The sequence below is a fragment of the Streptomyces sp. BBFR51 genome, from assembly GCF_044591655.1.
Lineage (GTDB): Bacteria > Actinomycetota > Actinomycetes > Streptomycetales > Streptomycetaceae > Streptomyces.
Genome location: NZ_CP172448.1, coordinates 1,483,657 through 1,496,347, shown reverse-complemented (window position 1 = coordinate 1,496,347; position 12,691 = coordinate 1,483,657). Strand labels below are relative to the sequence as shown.

Here is a 12,691-nt window from a genome sequence, read left to right as displayed (position 1 = left end):
CTGGACCGGATTCGGCGAGGCGGGAACCTCACTCGGGCCCGCCCCCGACTCGCGGCCCGGCCGGGACCCTCAGTCGGGCAGTCCTCGGACGAACCCGGTGACCAGCGACGCCACCGCCTCCGGGGTCTCCATGTTCATGACGTGAGTGGCGTCGATACGGCTGACCGCGAGCGTCGGCCGGGTGCGGGCGAGCGCGGTCAGTTCGTCGGAGACCTCTCGCGCGAACCGGGCGCTGAACTCGTCGAACCACTCCATGCCGGGCGCGGGCGGCGGCCGCCGCCCTGCCTGCACCACCAGCAGGGGACGGTCGATCCCCGCCAGCCACGAGCTGACACCGAGCGCGCCGAGGCGGTGGAGCTCGTCGAAGATCTCGAGCGCCTCAGCCCGCTCCGGAAGCGTCTGCCACCTGCCGTCGGGCAACGGGCGGGCGGCCGCGCGGGCGGCGGCCGCCGCCCGGTCGGCGGGAATCCCGAACGGGGCGGAGTCCTCGACCCGCCCCTCGACGTACCCCGATGACGCGATCGCCCCGGCCGACGCCAGCAGGCCCTCGGCCAGCTGCTCCGCGCCCGGTCGCTCGCGTCCCCACCAGAAGCCGTCGAGGTTGACGGCGGCGCGGGCCCGGGCACGGGCCGGGTCGGCCCGGGCGTACTCGACCGCGATCAGTCCGCCGAGCGAGTGGCCCACCACGACGGCCTCCGGCACGCCATGTGCCTCGAGGGTGTCCGCGATGTGCCGCACCACGGTGGGAACGGTCCAGGGCGAGGCGCTCGGCGAGCCGCCGTGTCCGGGCAGGTCGAGGGCGAGCACCCGGTGTCCGGCGGTGAGCAGGGCGGCCGCGGCGTCCCAGTCGGTGAGCGACCGTGAGTAGCCGTGCAGAAGAACCAGTTGGGGGCCGTCGCCCCCGTAGTCATGAGCGTGTAGGAGTGCCATCGCCGCCTCACTGTAGGCGGCCCGCGTCGTTTCGAGTACCGGATAAGAGATCTTTCCGGTTCGAGCGGGACCGGGCGGCCTTCCGTTCGGCAGGGGTTGTCATGCGATACGTTCCGATATATCGTTGAGGCATCGCGACAGATCAACGACTGAATGGAGTGATGGCGATGCGTACCCACGGATACGAGCGTGGACACGGTGGACACGGCCACGGCGAGGGCGGCCCCTTCGGTCGCGGCGGCTTCGACGGCCGGCGTGCGGCCTTCGGCCCCTTCGGGCCGGGCGGTCCCGGCGGTGGTCCCGGCGGTCCCGGCGGTCCCTTCGGGCCGGGCTTCGGCCACGGCGGCCCCTGGGGTGGCCGAGGGCGCGGTGGGCCCAGGGGAAGGGCACGGCGTGGCGACGTACGGGCGTCGATCCTGGCCCTCCTGAAGGACCGGCCGATGCACGGCTACGAGATGATCCAGGAGATCGCCGAGCGCAGCGGCGGGGCGTGGAAGCCCAGCCCCGGTTCGGTGTACCCCACCCTCCAGCTGCTGGAGGACGAGGGCCTGATCGCCAGCGAGAGCGAGGGCGGCAAGAAGCTCTTCGCGCTCACCGAGTCGGGTCGGACCGCGGCCGAGGAAGGCCCGGAGGCACCCTGGGAAGAGGCCTCGCGAGGCGTCGACTGGGAGGCTCTGAACGACATCCGGCAGGCCGGTTTCGGACTGATGGAGGCCTTCGGCCAGGTCTGGAAGACCGGCAGCAAGGAGCAGCGGGAGAAGGCGCTCGCCGTCATCGGTGACGCCCGCAAGAAGCTGTACCTGATCCTCGCCGACGAGGACTGAGGCCGGACGGCGCGGTACGACACCGTACGGCGTCGTGGAGAGGTGCCCCGCGGAGTGCTCCGCGGGGCACCTTCGCGTGCGGGCGCGCTCAGTCGACCCGCCGTATCACCGCCGCGTCGAAGAGGTCCCACGCGCGCGGGAAGGCGCTCTCGTCGTGGCAGTGCCACGCCTCCCAGAACAGGTCGGCGGGCAGCGCCTCCGCCGGGGCGTCCACCCGGTACACGTACTGCCTGCCGTCGACGGCAGGCAGTGCCACGAGCCAGCACCTGCTCCTCATGCCCCTGTTCGACCCGCGAGGGCACGTTTCGGTTGCCCCAGGGGGCGCGCGGCAAGGCGGCGCGCGCCCGGCGGGCCGAAACGGCTTGATCTCATCCGCAAGGAGGAGATTCCGGTCGGTCGGGTCCACTCTGTGTGGGACGACGAAATGCTTCCCTTCGGGGATGACCCGGCCCCCTGGGACTGATGAGCTGGGTGATGTGCAACCCCGTATCCCCCGGCAGTCGGCCGGCGAGCAAGGCGGCCGGCGCCCGGAAGGCACCGACCTCGATGACCGGTTCAGCGCGGAACTGGCATCGGCGGTCTCCGGTGCCCGCCGCCGGGCGGTGCGGGACGGGGACCGGCAGATCGACACGGCCCATCTGCTGCACTCGCTCCTGGAGTGTGACGCCGAGGCACGTGCGCTGCTCGGTGACGGGCCCCGGATCGCCCGGCTGCTCGGCTATCTCGTGCAGCGCAGCATCGGATACGGCCTGCGCTGGCAGAGCGCCGTCGAGGACTCCGGCGCCGTGCCCGTCGTGACCGGAGCCGCCGGGTTCTCCCCGCTGGCCGCGGCGGCCATGGAGGACGCCTGCGCACGCGCCGACCGGCGTGGCGTGACCCGGGCCTGCGGTGTCGACCTGCTCGCCGCCCTGGTCGCGGACCCGCAGGCGCGCGCCGTCGAGGTGCTGGCCCGCGCGGCCGTCGAGCCGCACACGGTGCTCGCGCGCGTGGAGAGCCACTTCGAGGCGACTTCCTGAGCCCGGGTTTGGTTTCGGGCCACGGCGGCCCCGCCCCCGCCCCCGGCCCGAAGCCGAGCCCGCCGCGACCCCGGACGTCCATTCGGTGAGACAGGTGTCATTGGGGGTGACGGTCATGTCGACCCCTGTCATCATGTGCCGGTGCATACGTCTGACAGCGCTCGCGGCAACCGCGGCAAGGGCACCGGTCTCGGCCTGGCACTGGCCTCGGCGGTCGCCTTCGGCGGCTCCGGGGTCGCGGCCAAGCCGCTGATCGAGGCCGGACTCGATCCGCTCCACGTCGTCTGGCTGCGCGTGGCCGGCGCGGCCCTGGTGATGCTGCCGCTCGCCGTGCGCCACCGCGCGCTGCTGCGCCGCCGCCCAGGACTGCTCGCCGGGTTCGGGCTGCTCGCCGTGGCCGGCGTGCAGGCCTGCTACTTCGCCGCCATCTCCCGAATCCCCGTGGGCGTCGCGCTGCTCGTCGAGTACCTGGCACCCGCCCTGGTGCTCGGCTGGGTGCGGTTCGTGCAGCGGCGGCCGGTCACGCGGGCCGCCGCGCTCGGCGTGGTCCTGGCGGTCGGCGGGCTCGCCTGCGTCGTCGAGGTCTGGGCGGGGCTGCGTTTCGACGCCCTCGGACTGCTGCTCGCGCTCGGCGCCGCCTGCTGCCAGGTCGGCTACTTCGTCCTGTCCGACCAGGGCGCCGACGCCGGTGAGGAGGCGCCCGACCCGCTCGGCGTCATCGCCTACGGCCTGCTCGTCGGGGCCGCCGTGCTCACCGTCGTCGCCCGGCCCTGGTCGATGGAGTGGTCGGTCCTCGCCGACAGCGTCCCGATGGACAACACCTCCGTCGCCGCCGCGCTGCTGCTGGCCTGGATCGTGCTCCTCGCCACGGTCCTCGCCTACGTCACCGGTGTGGTCTCCGTGCGCCGGCTCTCTCCTCAGGTCGCCGGCGTCGTGGCGTGCCTCGAAGCGGTCATCGCGACCGTCCTGGCCTGGGTGCTGCTCGGCGAGCACCTCTCCGCCCCGCAGATCATCGGCGGCGTCGTGGTGCTGGTCGGGGCCTTCATCGCCCAGTCGTCGACGCCGGCGAAGGGCTCCGCGAACCCGGTGGCGAGCGGGGGGCCCGAAAGGGAGTTGTCGAGCCGGGGGACGTCGACCTAAGGTGCCGATCATGCACTCCGACGCACTCGTCCTCCCGCCTCCGGCCGCCTGAGGCGGGCCCCCGCGACGCGCCCGGCACAGTGCCGCCGGGCCGGACGGTGCTGCCCGCAGACGTGAAGTCCCCGCGCCCCCGGTCGTTCCGGGGCCGCTTCGAACTTCCGCGCCCCGTGCGCGTCTGCGGAGAGAAATCGTGTCGAATGCCGTCTCAGGCCTGCCCGTCGGGCGTGGCCTCCTCTATCTGATCGTCGCCGGTGTCGCCTGGGGCACCGCCGGTGCCGCCGCCTCACTGGTCTACCGCGCCAGCGACATGGGGCCCGTCGCGCTGTCGTTCTGGCGCTGCGCGGCCGGGCTCGTCCTGCTGCTCGCCGCCCGCCCCCTGCGCCCGCGCGGGCGCACGGCCGTCCGTGAGCCGTTCGCGCGCAAGGCGCTGCGGGCTCTCGTCACCGGTATCGGTCTCGCCGTGTTCCAGACCGCGTACTTCGCCGCGGTGCAGTCCACCGGGCTCGCCGTGGCCACCGTCGTCACGCTCGGCGCCGGCCCCGTGCTGATCGCGCTCGGCGCGCGCCTCGCCCTCGGCGAGCATCTGGGACGGGGCGGCGCCGCGGCCGTCGTCGGCGCGCTCGCCGGGCTCGTGGTGCTCGTCCTGGGCGGAGGGAGTACCACCGTCCGCCTGTCGGGCGTACTCCTCGCCCTGCTGTCGGCCGCCGGGTACTCGGTGATGACCCTGCTCACCCGCTGGTGGGGACGGGACGGCGGGGCGGACGCCGCCAGTACGTCCGTGGGGGCGTTCGCCGTCACGAGCCTGTGCCTGCTGCCCCTCGCCGTGGCCGAGGGCCTGGTGCCGCACACCGCCGAACCGGTGCGGCTCCTGTGGCTGCTGGCGTACGTCGCGGCCGTCCCGACCGCTCTCGCCTACGGGCTCTACTTCGCCGGCGCGGCCGTCGTGCGGTCCGCGACCGTCTCCGTGATCATGCTGCTCGAGCCGGTCAGCGCGGCGGCGCTCGCCGTCCTGCTGCTCGGGGAGCACCTCACGGCGGCGACCCTGGCCGGCACGCTGCTGATGCTCGGCTCGGTCGCTGGGCTCGCGGTGACGGAGACGCGGGAGGCGCGGACGCGCACCGCGCCTGCGTGAGGACGGGGGCCCTCTCGAGGGGAGAGGCGAGAGGCCCCCACGCGACCCGCTCGTCCTCCGTCCGAGGCCGTCAGTCCGACGGCTTCGGGCGGAGTCCGCCGCGCCGCGAGAGATGCTCCCGTGCCGCGGCGTCACGCGGGCCGCCCCGTCCGGCCAGCCCGGCCGCGATCCGCTCCCGGACATCGTCGGTCCGCTTGCCGGCGTACTTGAACTTCGCCCGTACGCCGGTCACCTCCAGCCGCAGCCCGCGGATGCCGGGCAGCAGCCTGCCGTACGGCGCCTCGCCCGCCGCGGCCCGCGCGGAGCCGCCGTGCGGCTGGAAGTGGCCGACCTGTCGGTTGAGCAGGGCGGCCTTCTCGGCCGGGTCGTCCACGACGCGGGCGCGGCAACGGAGCTGGACGGCAGCGTAGAAGCTGGTCGGCACGCCGTGCTCGGGCGGTTCGTCCGCAGCGGCCTGCCAGGGGCCGGGGACGTAGACGTAGTCGTCGACCACGCTGAGCAGCACGACAGGATCCGCCTCCAGGGCGGGCCACAGCGGGTTGGGCCGTGCCAGGTGCGTGACCACCTCGCCGTACGGACCGCACGTGGCGTCGAAGGCGAAGTGCAGCGGCTGGACGTGGGGCGGCTCGCCGGGCGGGCCGTTGACCGCGAGCTGGCCGAAGTCGTGGCCCGCGAGCCAGCCCTGCCACTCGGCGTCGTCCTGCGGCGCGTCCCAGGGGTGGACCAGCATCACAGGGCCGACAGGTAGTCGGGCAGGGTGGTGCCGGAGTCCAGGCCGGGGTCGGCGACCGGGGCGTCGTATCCCTTGCGCAGCGGGACGAGCCCGGCCCAGTGCGGGAGGGCGAGGTCCTCCGGTTCGTCGTTCACCCCGCCGGTGCGGAGCTTGGCGGAGACCTCGTTCAGGTCGAGGCGGATCACGGCGGTGGCGGCCAGCTCCTTCTTGTCGGCCGGCCGTGAGTCGCGGGAGCGGCCGGGGACCACGTGGTCGACCAGGGCGTCCAGGGCCGTGCGCCGCTCCTGCGGGTCCGTCACCTCGTACGCGGTGCCGTGCACCACCACCGACCGGTAGTTGATCGAGTGGTGGAAGGCCGAGCGGGCCAGCACCAGCGCGTCCACGTGCGTCACCGTCAGGCACACCGGCAGGCCCGGGTCGGCCGCGCCCGTCATCCGCAGCGGGCGCGAACCCGTCGAGCCGTGCACGTAGAGCCGCTCGCCCACCCGGCCGTACAGCGTGGGCAGGACCACCGGGGCGCCGTCGCGGACGAAGCCGAGATGGCAGACGTAGCCCTCGTCGAGTATCGAGTGCACCAGCTCCTTGTCGTAGGAGGCCCGGTCGGTGGAGCGGGTGGGGACGGTGCGGTCGGTGGACGGGTAGGCGGTCCCGGGCTGCGACGGTGTCGGCGTCCGCGTGGTCCCCTGCATGGCGCTCTCCATTGCACTAGTGCATAATCTACTTTGTGCTAGGAGAGTATCGGATCACGGGACGGGGCGCAGCGGAGATTTCCGCGAGCGTCGAGCGTGCGGTGGGCTCGGGGGAGCTGGAGCCGGGGCAACCCCTGCCCCCGATGCGGGAGTTGTCGCGGCGCCTCGGGGTGAACCCGAACACCGTCGCCGCCGCCTACCGCACCCTGCGCGAGCGCGGCGTCATCGAGACGGCCGGGCGGCGGGGCAGCAGGGTGCGCGCGAAGCCGGCCACCACCGGGCGGGAGTTCATCCGGGTCGAGGTGCCCCAGGGTGTGCGCGACGTGTCCGACGGCAATCCGGACCCGGCGCTGCTGCCCGCGCTGGGCCCGGTGTTCGCCGCGGCGGCCGCGCGGGGCGACCGTGAACCGGTGCTGTACGGGCACGCGCCCGTGGACCCGGAACTGGCGCGTGTCGCGCGGGCCGAACTGGACGCCGACGGTGTCCCGGACGGACCCGTGGCGGTGACGTCCGGCTCGCTGGACGCGATGGAACGGGTCCTCGCGGCCCATCTCAAGCCCGGCGACGCCGTCGCCGTCGAGGACCCGGGGTGGGGCAGTCTGCTCGACCTGGTGCCCGCGCTCGGCCTGCGCACGGTCGCCGTCGGCGTCGACGACCAGGGGCCGCTGCCCGACGACGTACGCCGGGTCCTCGCGTCCGGCGCCCGCGCGCTGGTGGTCACGGACCGTGCGCAGAACCCGACCGGCGCGGCGGTGAGCGCCACGCGCGCGCGTGCCCTGCGATCCGTACTGCGCGACCACCCCGGGACGCTGCTCATCGAGGACGACCACGGCCACCGCATCGTGGACCTCCCCCTGAACCCACTCGCCGGTACGACACACAGCTGGGCGTTCGTCCGCTCGGCCGCCAAGGCCTGCGGGCCCGACCTCCGGCTCGCCGTGCTCACCGGGGACCCCGTCACGCTCGACCGCGTGCGCGGGCGGCAGCGGCTGGGCCCCGGCTGGGTCAGCCGCATCACCCAGCGGGCCGTGGCCCTGCTGTGGGCGGACGGCGCGGTGGACACACGCGCGGCGGCGGTGTACGGGCGACGCCGGGACGCGCTCCTTCGCGCCCTCGCGAGGCACGGGGTCGCCGCGCACGGGCGCAGCGGGATGAACGTGTGGATCCCCGTGCCGGACGAGACCGGCGCCGTCGCCCGGCTCCTGCACGCCGGCTGGGCCGTGGCCCCGGGCGCCCGCTTCCGCGTGAGCGCCCCGCCCGGCATCCGGATCACCGTCTCGACGCTGACCGAGGACGACATCGTGCCGCTGGCGGAGGCGGTCGCGGCAGCGGTGGGACCGGGGACGGGGCCGCCACGAAGCTATGTCTGAGCCGCGGGACCCGATGTCCCCGGCGCCCCTCCACGGCCCAAGGCGCACACGCCGCCGCGTTCCACCGACCGGCCCCGCGTGAGCACCTGGCCGGTCCTGGGGCCGCCTGCGGTGGCGGGAGAACCGGTCGGAGGGCTCAAGCGGACGGACGGAACCGCCGGGCACATTGCCGGGTGGCGCCGAGCCGACCGGCCTGAGCGGTGACTCGGGAGCGCCGCCATGGGCCCGTCACACGAAGCAGGGGTCCGTATGCCCCGGTGACCGACCGGGGCATACGGACCCCTGCCCGGCGTGGGGACCGGGCGGCATGCCCGGTCTGGTGCGCCGAGTCCCGTGCGAGGCGGGGTGGTCCCATCGGGAATGGCCGCGGGCCCGGTGGGGGCGGGATTGGCGCTCGGTGGGGGGGGCAGGGTGTGCCGGACACCGCCGCCCCGGACGCGGTGCCGGCCGGGGCGGGGATGGCCGACGGTCGGGCCGGGCCGGGGCGCGGCTTCGCCGGGCGCGTGTGGCGGCGTCGGCTCTCGCTCGGGTCGTCCTCAGGTCCGCGACCTCTGTCGTACCCGCGCGGGGTGGGGCGGCGCGGGCGCGGTGGCGCGTGGGGTGGTCCGCGGGCGGGACTGGGTCAGTGCCGCGCCGGCGAGGACGATCACCGCACCGACCGGTGTCGACCAGGACAGCGACTCGCCGAGGAGCGCGACGCCCGCCGCCGTGGCGATGACCGGGGTGAAGTAGGTGACCATCTGCGCGGTCGTCGGGCCGACCTCGGCGACCAGGTCGTACTGGATCAGGAAGGCGAGCCCGGTGCCGAGGACTCCCAGGGCGGCGACCGACAGGAGGGGGAGCACCGGGAAACTGGTCGGTGCCGAGGTGAACACCGGTGTCACGACGGCCAGTTGCAGCGTCGCCAGCCCCAGCTGGGTGCCGCTCAGCGAGAGGTGGGAGTGGCTGGAGCCGGCCAGTGTGCGGCGGACGTAGATCCAGCCGATCGGATAGCTGAGCGAGGCCAGCAGGGCCAGCGCCGTGCCCGTGACGTCGAGGCCGTGGAAGCCCTGCCAGACACCCAGCACCGTCAGGACACCCAGGAAGCCGATGCCGAGGCCGGCCACCCGGCGCCGCGTCGGCCGGTCCTCGGACAGGGCGACCAGCGACAGGGCCATGCCCCACAGCGGCGAGGTCGCGTTGCAGATGCCCGCGAGGGAGGAGGGGATCGTCAGCTCCGAGAACGCGAACAGGGAGAACGGCAGCGCGTTGAGCAGGAATCCGGCGACCGCCAGATGCGCCCACGTCCGCGCCCCGCGCGGGAGCCGCTCCCGCTTCACCCCCATCGCCGCGGCGACCACCGCCGTACCGAACGCCAGCCGCCCGAGCGTGACCTGGAACGGGGCGAAGGCCTCGGTGCCCACCTTCATGAAGAGGAAGCTGAAGCCCCAGACGAGGGAGAGGAGACCGAAGCGCAGCCGCCAGTCGAAGACGCGGCGGGCGGCGGGGGAGGACGTGACACTGCTGTTCATGCGGGCAACGATGCGGCAGCCGTCTTCGTAGCACAATCGAAATTTCGCACGCGGTATCTCGTAGCATTGCTTACATGTTGAACCTGGAGCGCCTGCGTACCCTCGACGCCCTCGCCCGGCACGGATCGGTCAGCGGCGCCGCCGCCGGCCTGCACATCACCACTTCGGCCGTCTCCCAGCAGCTGGCCAAGCTGGAACGCGAGGCCGGCCAGCAGCTGCTCGCCAAGAACGGACGGGGCGTACGGCTCACCGACGCCGGACGGCTGCTCGCCGAGCACGCGGCCCGCATCCTCTCCCAGGTCGAGCTGGCCCAGGCCGACCTGGAGGCGCAGCGCGGACAGGTGGCGGGCGAGCTGAGGCTGTCGGCGTTCCCGACGGCCGCCCGCGGACTCTTCCCCGGCGCGCTGGCCGCCCTGCGCGCCGAGCACCCCGCGCTGCGCATCCGCTCCTCGGAGCTGGAGCCGGAGCGCGGCGTCAACGGGGTGGTGCGCGGCGACCTCGACCTGGCCGTCGTGCTCGACTGGTACAACAAGCCGATGCCGCTGCCCGACGGCCTGGTCAAGGCACCGCTCCTGGACGATCCCGCCGACGTGGCCATGCCGGCCGGCCACCGGCTTGCCGGCCGGGACGAGGTGGACCTCGCCGAGTTCGCCGAGGACGAGTGGATCACCTGGGGCGAGGGCGAGTTCTGCCACGAGTGGCTGATGTTCACGCTGCGCTCCAAGGGCATCGAGCCGATCGTCGGCCACCGCGCCGCCGAGACCCACACCCAGCTCGGGCTGGTCGCCGCGGGGCTCGGCGTGTGCATCGCGCCGCTGCTCGGACGCCATCCGATGCCCGCCGCGGTCGTCACCGCGCCGCTGAGGCAGCGGGTGCGCCGGCACGTGTACGTCGTCTGGCGCGCGGACGCCGACCGCCGCCCGTCGATCCGGGCGGCGGTGGACGCGCTGCGGGCGACGGCGCGGGAGGTGGGACAGGCCGGGTGAGCCCGGCGACGGTGTGTGCCCCGGCCGACTACCGCGACGCCAGCTTGCGGAAGTCCCAGGAGACGACCTTCTCCGGCGTCAGCCGCAGCCAGGCGTGCCGGCCGTCGTGCGGCATCTCCTGAAGGCCGAAGTTCTTGCGGGCGAACAGCGTCTCCGGGAAGTCGAGTTCGGCGCACAGCTCCCCGGTGCGCGGCGACTCGCCCACGAACTCCACCCGGCCGGACAGCTCCGCGCCCCGCAACTCGTCGTACTCCTCGCCGGTGTCGACCACGATCGCCACCCGCGCATCGCGCCGCAGGTCCGTCCACCGCCTGCTGCGCACGACGGAGTACAGCCACATCGAGGAGCCGTCCCAGACGAACCAGAGGGTGCTCACGTGCGGTGCGCCGTCGGCCGAGACCGTGGCGACCCGGCAGGTGCGCTGGGAGCTGAGGAACCCGTCCAGCTCACCGGGGGTCATCATGATCTTCCGGCCCCGGCGCTGCGGGACGGTCACGGTCATCCGGCCAGCCGGATCGAGTCCCCGCTGACCGTGATCTGCACGGCGGGCAGCGGCTTGGGCGCCGGACCGCCCTGCACACTGCCGTCGGTGATCGAGAAGTTGCTGTTGTGGCAGGGGCAGTTGATGACACCGTCGGACACGCTCTTCACGGCGCAGCCCTGGTGGGTGCAGGTGGCGGAGAACGCCTTGAACTCGCCCGCCGCGGGCTGGGTCACCACCACCTTCTGGTCGGCGAAGACCTTCCCGCCGCCCTCGGGGATGTCGGCGGTCGCCGCGAGCGCGGGGCCGGCCCCGGCGTTCTCGCCGCCGCCCGAACCGCCGCCGCCCGCCTCGTCGGACGCGGGGGACGAGGGGGCGGTGCCGGTGTCGCTCGACGCGTCCTCGTCCGAGCCACCGCACGCGGCCAGCACGACGGTGAGCCCCGCCGCTCCGGCCGCCGCCACGACGGTACGACGGGCCGGTCCGGCTGCGGGGTGAAACGATGCGCTGGTCATGCTGGGGTTCCCTTCCGGGGTGGATGCGTGATGATCTGCCGAGAGGTACGGCCCCGTGGCACAGGCTGTTCAGACCGTGCCGAGATGCTGTCGGGTCGGCGGTCGGGCGGGCGTAAAACACGGCTGTCGATTCGCTGTCGGCCGGGCGCAGCCCATGGCCCGCACTCCCTCACCACGCCGGATAACCTGGGGCGATGCTCAAGGAAGTCATCGCGACCCGCTACATCACGCCGTTGCGTGAGGGCGGCTCGCTGCCGGGACTCGTCGAGGCCGACGATCTCGGGACGTACGTCCTGAAATTCACCGGCGCGGGACAGGGCCGCAAGACGCTCGTCGCCGAGGTGGTCTGCGGCGAACTCGCCCGTCGGCTGGGCTTCAGGGTGCCGCGGCTCGTGACGGTCGACGTCGATCCGGTGCTGGGCCTCGGCGAACCCGACGAGCAGGTACAGGAGCTGCTGAAGTCGAGCGGCGGCACCAACCTCGGGATGGACTTCCTCTCCGGCGCGCTCGGTTTCGACCCGCTCGCCTTCGAGGTGAGCGCCGAGGAGGCCGGACGGATCGTCTGGTTCGACGCGCTGGTCAACAACGTCGACCGGTCCTGGCGCAACCCCAACCTGCTGCGCCTGCGGGGCGAGACGTGGCTCATCGACCACGGCGCGACCATGATCTGGCACCACAACTGGCCCGGCGCCGAGGCCTCCGCCGCCCGCCCCTACGACGCCGCCGACCACGCCCTCGCGCGTTTCGCGCCGGACCTCCGTTCGGCCGCCGCCGCGCTGGCGCCGCTGGTCACCGAGGAACTCCTCGCCGAGGTCACCGCCGAGATCCCGGACGTCTGGCTGCTCGACGAGCCCGGCTTCGCCACGCCGGACGACCTCCGCAGGGCCTACGCCCGGCCCCTGCTCGCACGGGCCGGCACGATCCACGAACGCGTCAAGGGGGAGCGGTGAACGACCGCCATGTCTTCGAGTACGCGCTGGTGCGCGTAGTGCCGCGGGTCGAGCGCGGGGAGTGCGTCAACGCCGGCGTACTCGTCTACTGCCGGGCCAAGTCCTACGTCGGCGCCCGCACCCACCTCGACGAGGGCAGGCTGCTGGCCCTGGACCCGCGGGTGGACCTGGCCGGCGTACGCGCGGCGCTGCGTGCGGTGGAGGGCGTGTGCACCGGCGGGGACGCGGCGGGCCAGGCGGCCGAGGACGATCCCGGCCGCCGCTTCCGCTGGCTGATCGCACCCCGCTCGACCGTCGTCCAGCCGGGCCCCGTCCACACCGGCCTCACCGCGGACCCGGTGGCGGAGACGGAACGGCTCCTCGACCTGCTGGTGCGGTGAAGCCGGGCCGGCTCGCCGCGGCCCGGAGCCGCGG

The 12,691-nt window shown here is 74.0% G+C and carries 15 protein-coding genes; 8 read left to right on the top strand and 7 right to left on the bottom strand.

Annotated elements, in window-relative coordinates; genetic code table 11:
* Positions 1-69: 69 nt before the first annotated feature.
* Positions 70-930, bottom strand: a complete 861-nt coding sequence (locus ACGH7X_RS06730; protein ID WP_399882587.1) for an alpha/beta fold hydrolase — start codon at positions 928-930, stop codon at positions 70-72.
* Between the two features lie 167 nt (positions 931-1,097).
* Here ACGH7X_RS06730 and ACGH7X_RS06725 point away from each other — a divergent pair, with 167 nt between their 5' ends.
* Positions 1,098-1,754: a PadR family transcriptional regulator gene (locus ACGH7X_RS06725; RefSeq protein WP_399882585.1), complete on the top strand. Its 657-nt coding sequence runs from the start codon at positions 1,098-1,100 to the stop codon at positions 1,752-1,754.
* An 88-nt stretch (positions 1,755-1,842) separates the two neighbouring features.
* Here the strand turns inward: ACGH7X_RS06725 and ACGH7X_RS06720 are convergent, their stop codons facing one another.
* Positions 1,843-2,010: a hypothetical protein gene (locus tag ACGH7X_RS06720; RefSeq protein ID WP_399882583.1), complete on the bottom strand. Its 168-nt coding sequence runs from the start codon at positions 2,008-2,010 to the stop codon at positions 1,843-1,845.
* A 220-nt stretch (positions 2,011-2,230) separates the two neighbouring features.
* Between ACGH7X_RS06720 and ACGH7X_RS06715 the strand changes: the two genes are divergently transcribed.
* The 3 genes from ACGH7X_RS06715 (at position 2,231) to ACGH7X_RS06705 (ending at position 5,042) form a co-directional block, all read left to right on the top strand.
* Positions 2,231-2,770, top strand: a complete 540-nt coding sequence (locus tag ACGH7X_RS06715) for a Clp protease N-terminal domain-containing protein (protein WP_399882581.1) — start codon at positions 2,231-2,233, stop codon at positions 2,768-2,770.
* A 135-nt stretch (positions 2,771-2,905) separates the two neighbouring features.
* Positions 2,906-3,910: an EamA family transporter gene (locus ACGH7X_RS06710; RefSeq protein ID WP_399882579.1), complete on the top strand. Its 1,005-nt coding sequence runs from the start codon at positions 2,906-2,908 to the stop codon at positions 3,908-3,910.
* Positions 3,911-4,100: 190 nt separating this feature from the next.
* Positions 4,101-5,042 (top strand): DMT family transporter, encoded by a 942-nt coding sequence (locus tag ACGH7X_RS06705; RefSeq protein WP_399882577.1) that lies wholly within the window; start codon positions 4,101-4,103, stop codon positions 5,040-5,042.
* A 70-nt stretch (positions 5,043-5,112) separates the two neighbouring features.
* Here ACGH7X_RS06705 and ACGH7X_RS06700 read toward each other — a convergent pair whose 3' ends face one another.
* Together ACGH7X_RS06700 and ACGH7X_RS06695 are read right to left on the bottom strand one after the other, a co-directional pair.
* The gene (locus tag ACGH7X_RS06700) at positions 5,113-5,772 is read right to left on the bottom strand and encodes an FMN-binding negative transcriptional regulator (RefSeq protein ID WP_399882575.1); all 660 of its coding nucleotides are present in this window, start codon (positions 5,770-5,772) and stop codon (positions 5,113-5,115) included.
* Positions 5,772-6,464, bottom strand: coding sequence for a pyridoxamine 5'-phosphate oxidase family protein (locus ACGH7X_RS06695; protein WP_399882574.1), 693 nt, complete (start codon positions 6,462-6,464; stop codon positions 5,772-5,774). Before ACGH7X_RS06695 ends, ACGH7X_RS06700 begins: the two co-directional genes overlap by 1 nt.
* A gap of 35 nt (positions 6,465-6,499) precedes the next feature.
* Here ACGH7X_RS06695 and ACGH7X_RS06690 point away from each other — a divergent pair, with 35 nt between their 5' ends.
* Positions 6,500-7,834 carry an aminotransferase class I/II-fold pyridoxal phosphate-dependent enzyme gene (locus ACGH7X_RS06690; protein ID WP_399882573.1) on the top strand — a complete coding sequence of 445 codons (1,335 nt, stop codon included), beginning with the start codon at positions 6,500-6,502 and terminating at the stop codon, positions 7,832-7,834.
* A 536-nt stretch (positions 7,835-8,370) separates the two neighbouring features.
* Here ACGH7X_RS06690 and ACGH7X_RS06685 read toward each other — a convergent pair.
* On the bottom strand, positions 8,371-9,345 hold the full coding sequence (locus ACGH7X_RS06685; protein ID WP_399882572.1) for a DMT family transporter: 975 nt from the start codon (positions 9,343-9,345) through the stop codon (positions 8,371-8,373).
* A 74-nt stretch (positions 9,346-9,419) separates the two neighbouring features.
* On the opposite strand from ACGH7X_RS06685, the gene ACGH7X_RS06680 reads away from it, so the two are divergent.
* Positions 9,420-10,331 (top strand): LysR family transcriptional regulator, encoded by a 912-nt coding sequence (locus tag ACGH7X_RS06680; protein WP_399882570.1) that lies wholly within the window; start codon positions 9,420-9,422, stop codon positions 10,329-10,331.
* 28 nt (positions 10,332-10,359) lie between these two features.
* On the opposite strand, the gene ACGH7X_RS06675 is transcribed toward ACGH7X_RS06680, so the two are convergent.
* Positions 10,360-10,827 carry a pyridoxamine 5'-phosphate oxidase family protein gene (locus tag ACGH7X_RS06675; protein ID WP_399896826.1) on the bottom strand — a complete coding sequence of 156 codons (468 nt, stop codon included), beginning with the start codon at positions 10,825-10,827 and terminating at the stop codon, positions 10,360-10,362.
* A gap of 2 nt (positions 10,828-10,829) precedes the next feature.
* Positions 10,830-11,327 carry a Rieske (2Fe-2S) protein gene (locus tag ACGH7X_RS06670; protein ID WP_399882568.1) on the bottom strand — a complete coding sequence of 166 codons (498 nt, stop codon included), beginning with the start codon at positions 11,325-11,327 and terminating at the stop codon, positions 10,830-10,832.
* A 194-nt stretch (positions 11,328-11,521) separates the two neighbouring features.
* Here ACGH7X_RS06670 and ACGH7X_RS06665 point away from each other — a divergent pair, with 194 nt between their 5' ends.
* Positions 11,522-12,277, top strand: coding sequence for a HipA family kinase (locus ACGH7X_RS06665; RefSeq protein ID WP_399882567.1), 756 nt, complete (start codon positions 11,522-11,524; stop codon positions 12,275-12,277).
* Positions 12,274-12,657: a DUF3037 domain-containing protein gene (locus ACGH7X_RS06660; RefSeq protein WP_399882565.1), complete on the top strand. Its 384-nt coding sequence runs from the start codon at positions 12,274-12,276 to the stop codon at positions 12,655-12,657. Before ACGH7X_RS06665 ends, ACGH7X_RS06660 begins: the two co-directional genes overlap by 4 nt.
* The last annotated feature ends 34 nt before the right edge of the window (positions 12,658-12,691 follow it).

Coding starts and splice junctions, on each gene's coding strand:
- ACGH7X_RS06730 (WP_399882587.1), bottom strand. CDS start 930: ATGGCACTCCTACACGCTCATGACTACGGGGGCGACGGCCCCCAACTG.
- ACGH7X_RS06725 (WP_399882585.1), top strand. CDS start 1,098: ATGCGTACCCACGGATACGAGCGTGGACACGGTGGACACGGCCACGGC.
- ACGH7X_RS06700 (WP_399882575.1), bottom strand. CDS start 5,772: ATGCTGGTCCACCCCTGGGACGCGCCGCAGGACGACGCCGAGTGGCAG.
- ACGH7X_RS06695 (WP_399882574.1), bottom strand. CDS start 6,464: ATGCAGGGGACCACGCGGACGCCGACACCGTCGCAGCCCGGGACCGCC.
- ACGH7X_RS06685 (WP_399882572.1), bottom strand. CDS start 9,345: ATGAACAGCAGTGTCACGTCCTCCCCCGCCGCCCGCCGCGTCTTCGAC.
- ACGH7X_RS06680 (WP_399882570.1), top strand. CDS start 9,420: ATGTTGAACCTGGAGCGCCTGCGTACCCTCGACGCCCTCGCCCGGCAC.
- ACGH7X_RS06670 (WP_399882568.1), bottom strand. CDS start 11,327: ATGACCAGCGCATCGTTTCACCCCGCAGCCGGACCGGCCCGTCGTACC.
- ACGH7X_RS06665 (WP_399882567.1), top strand. CDS start 11,522: ATGCTCAAGGAAGTCATCGCGACCCGCTACATCACGCCGTTGCGTGAG.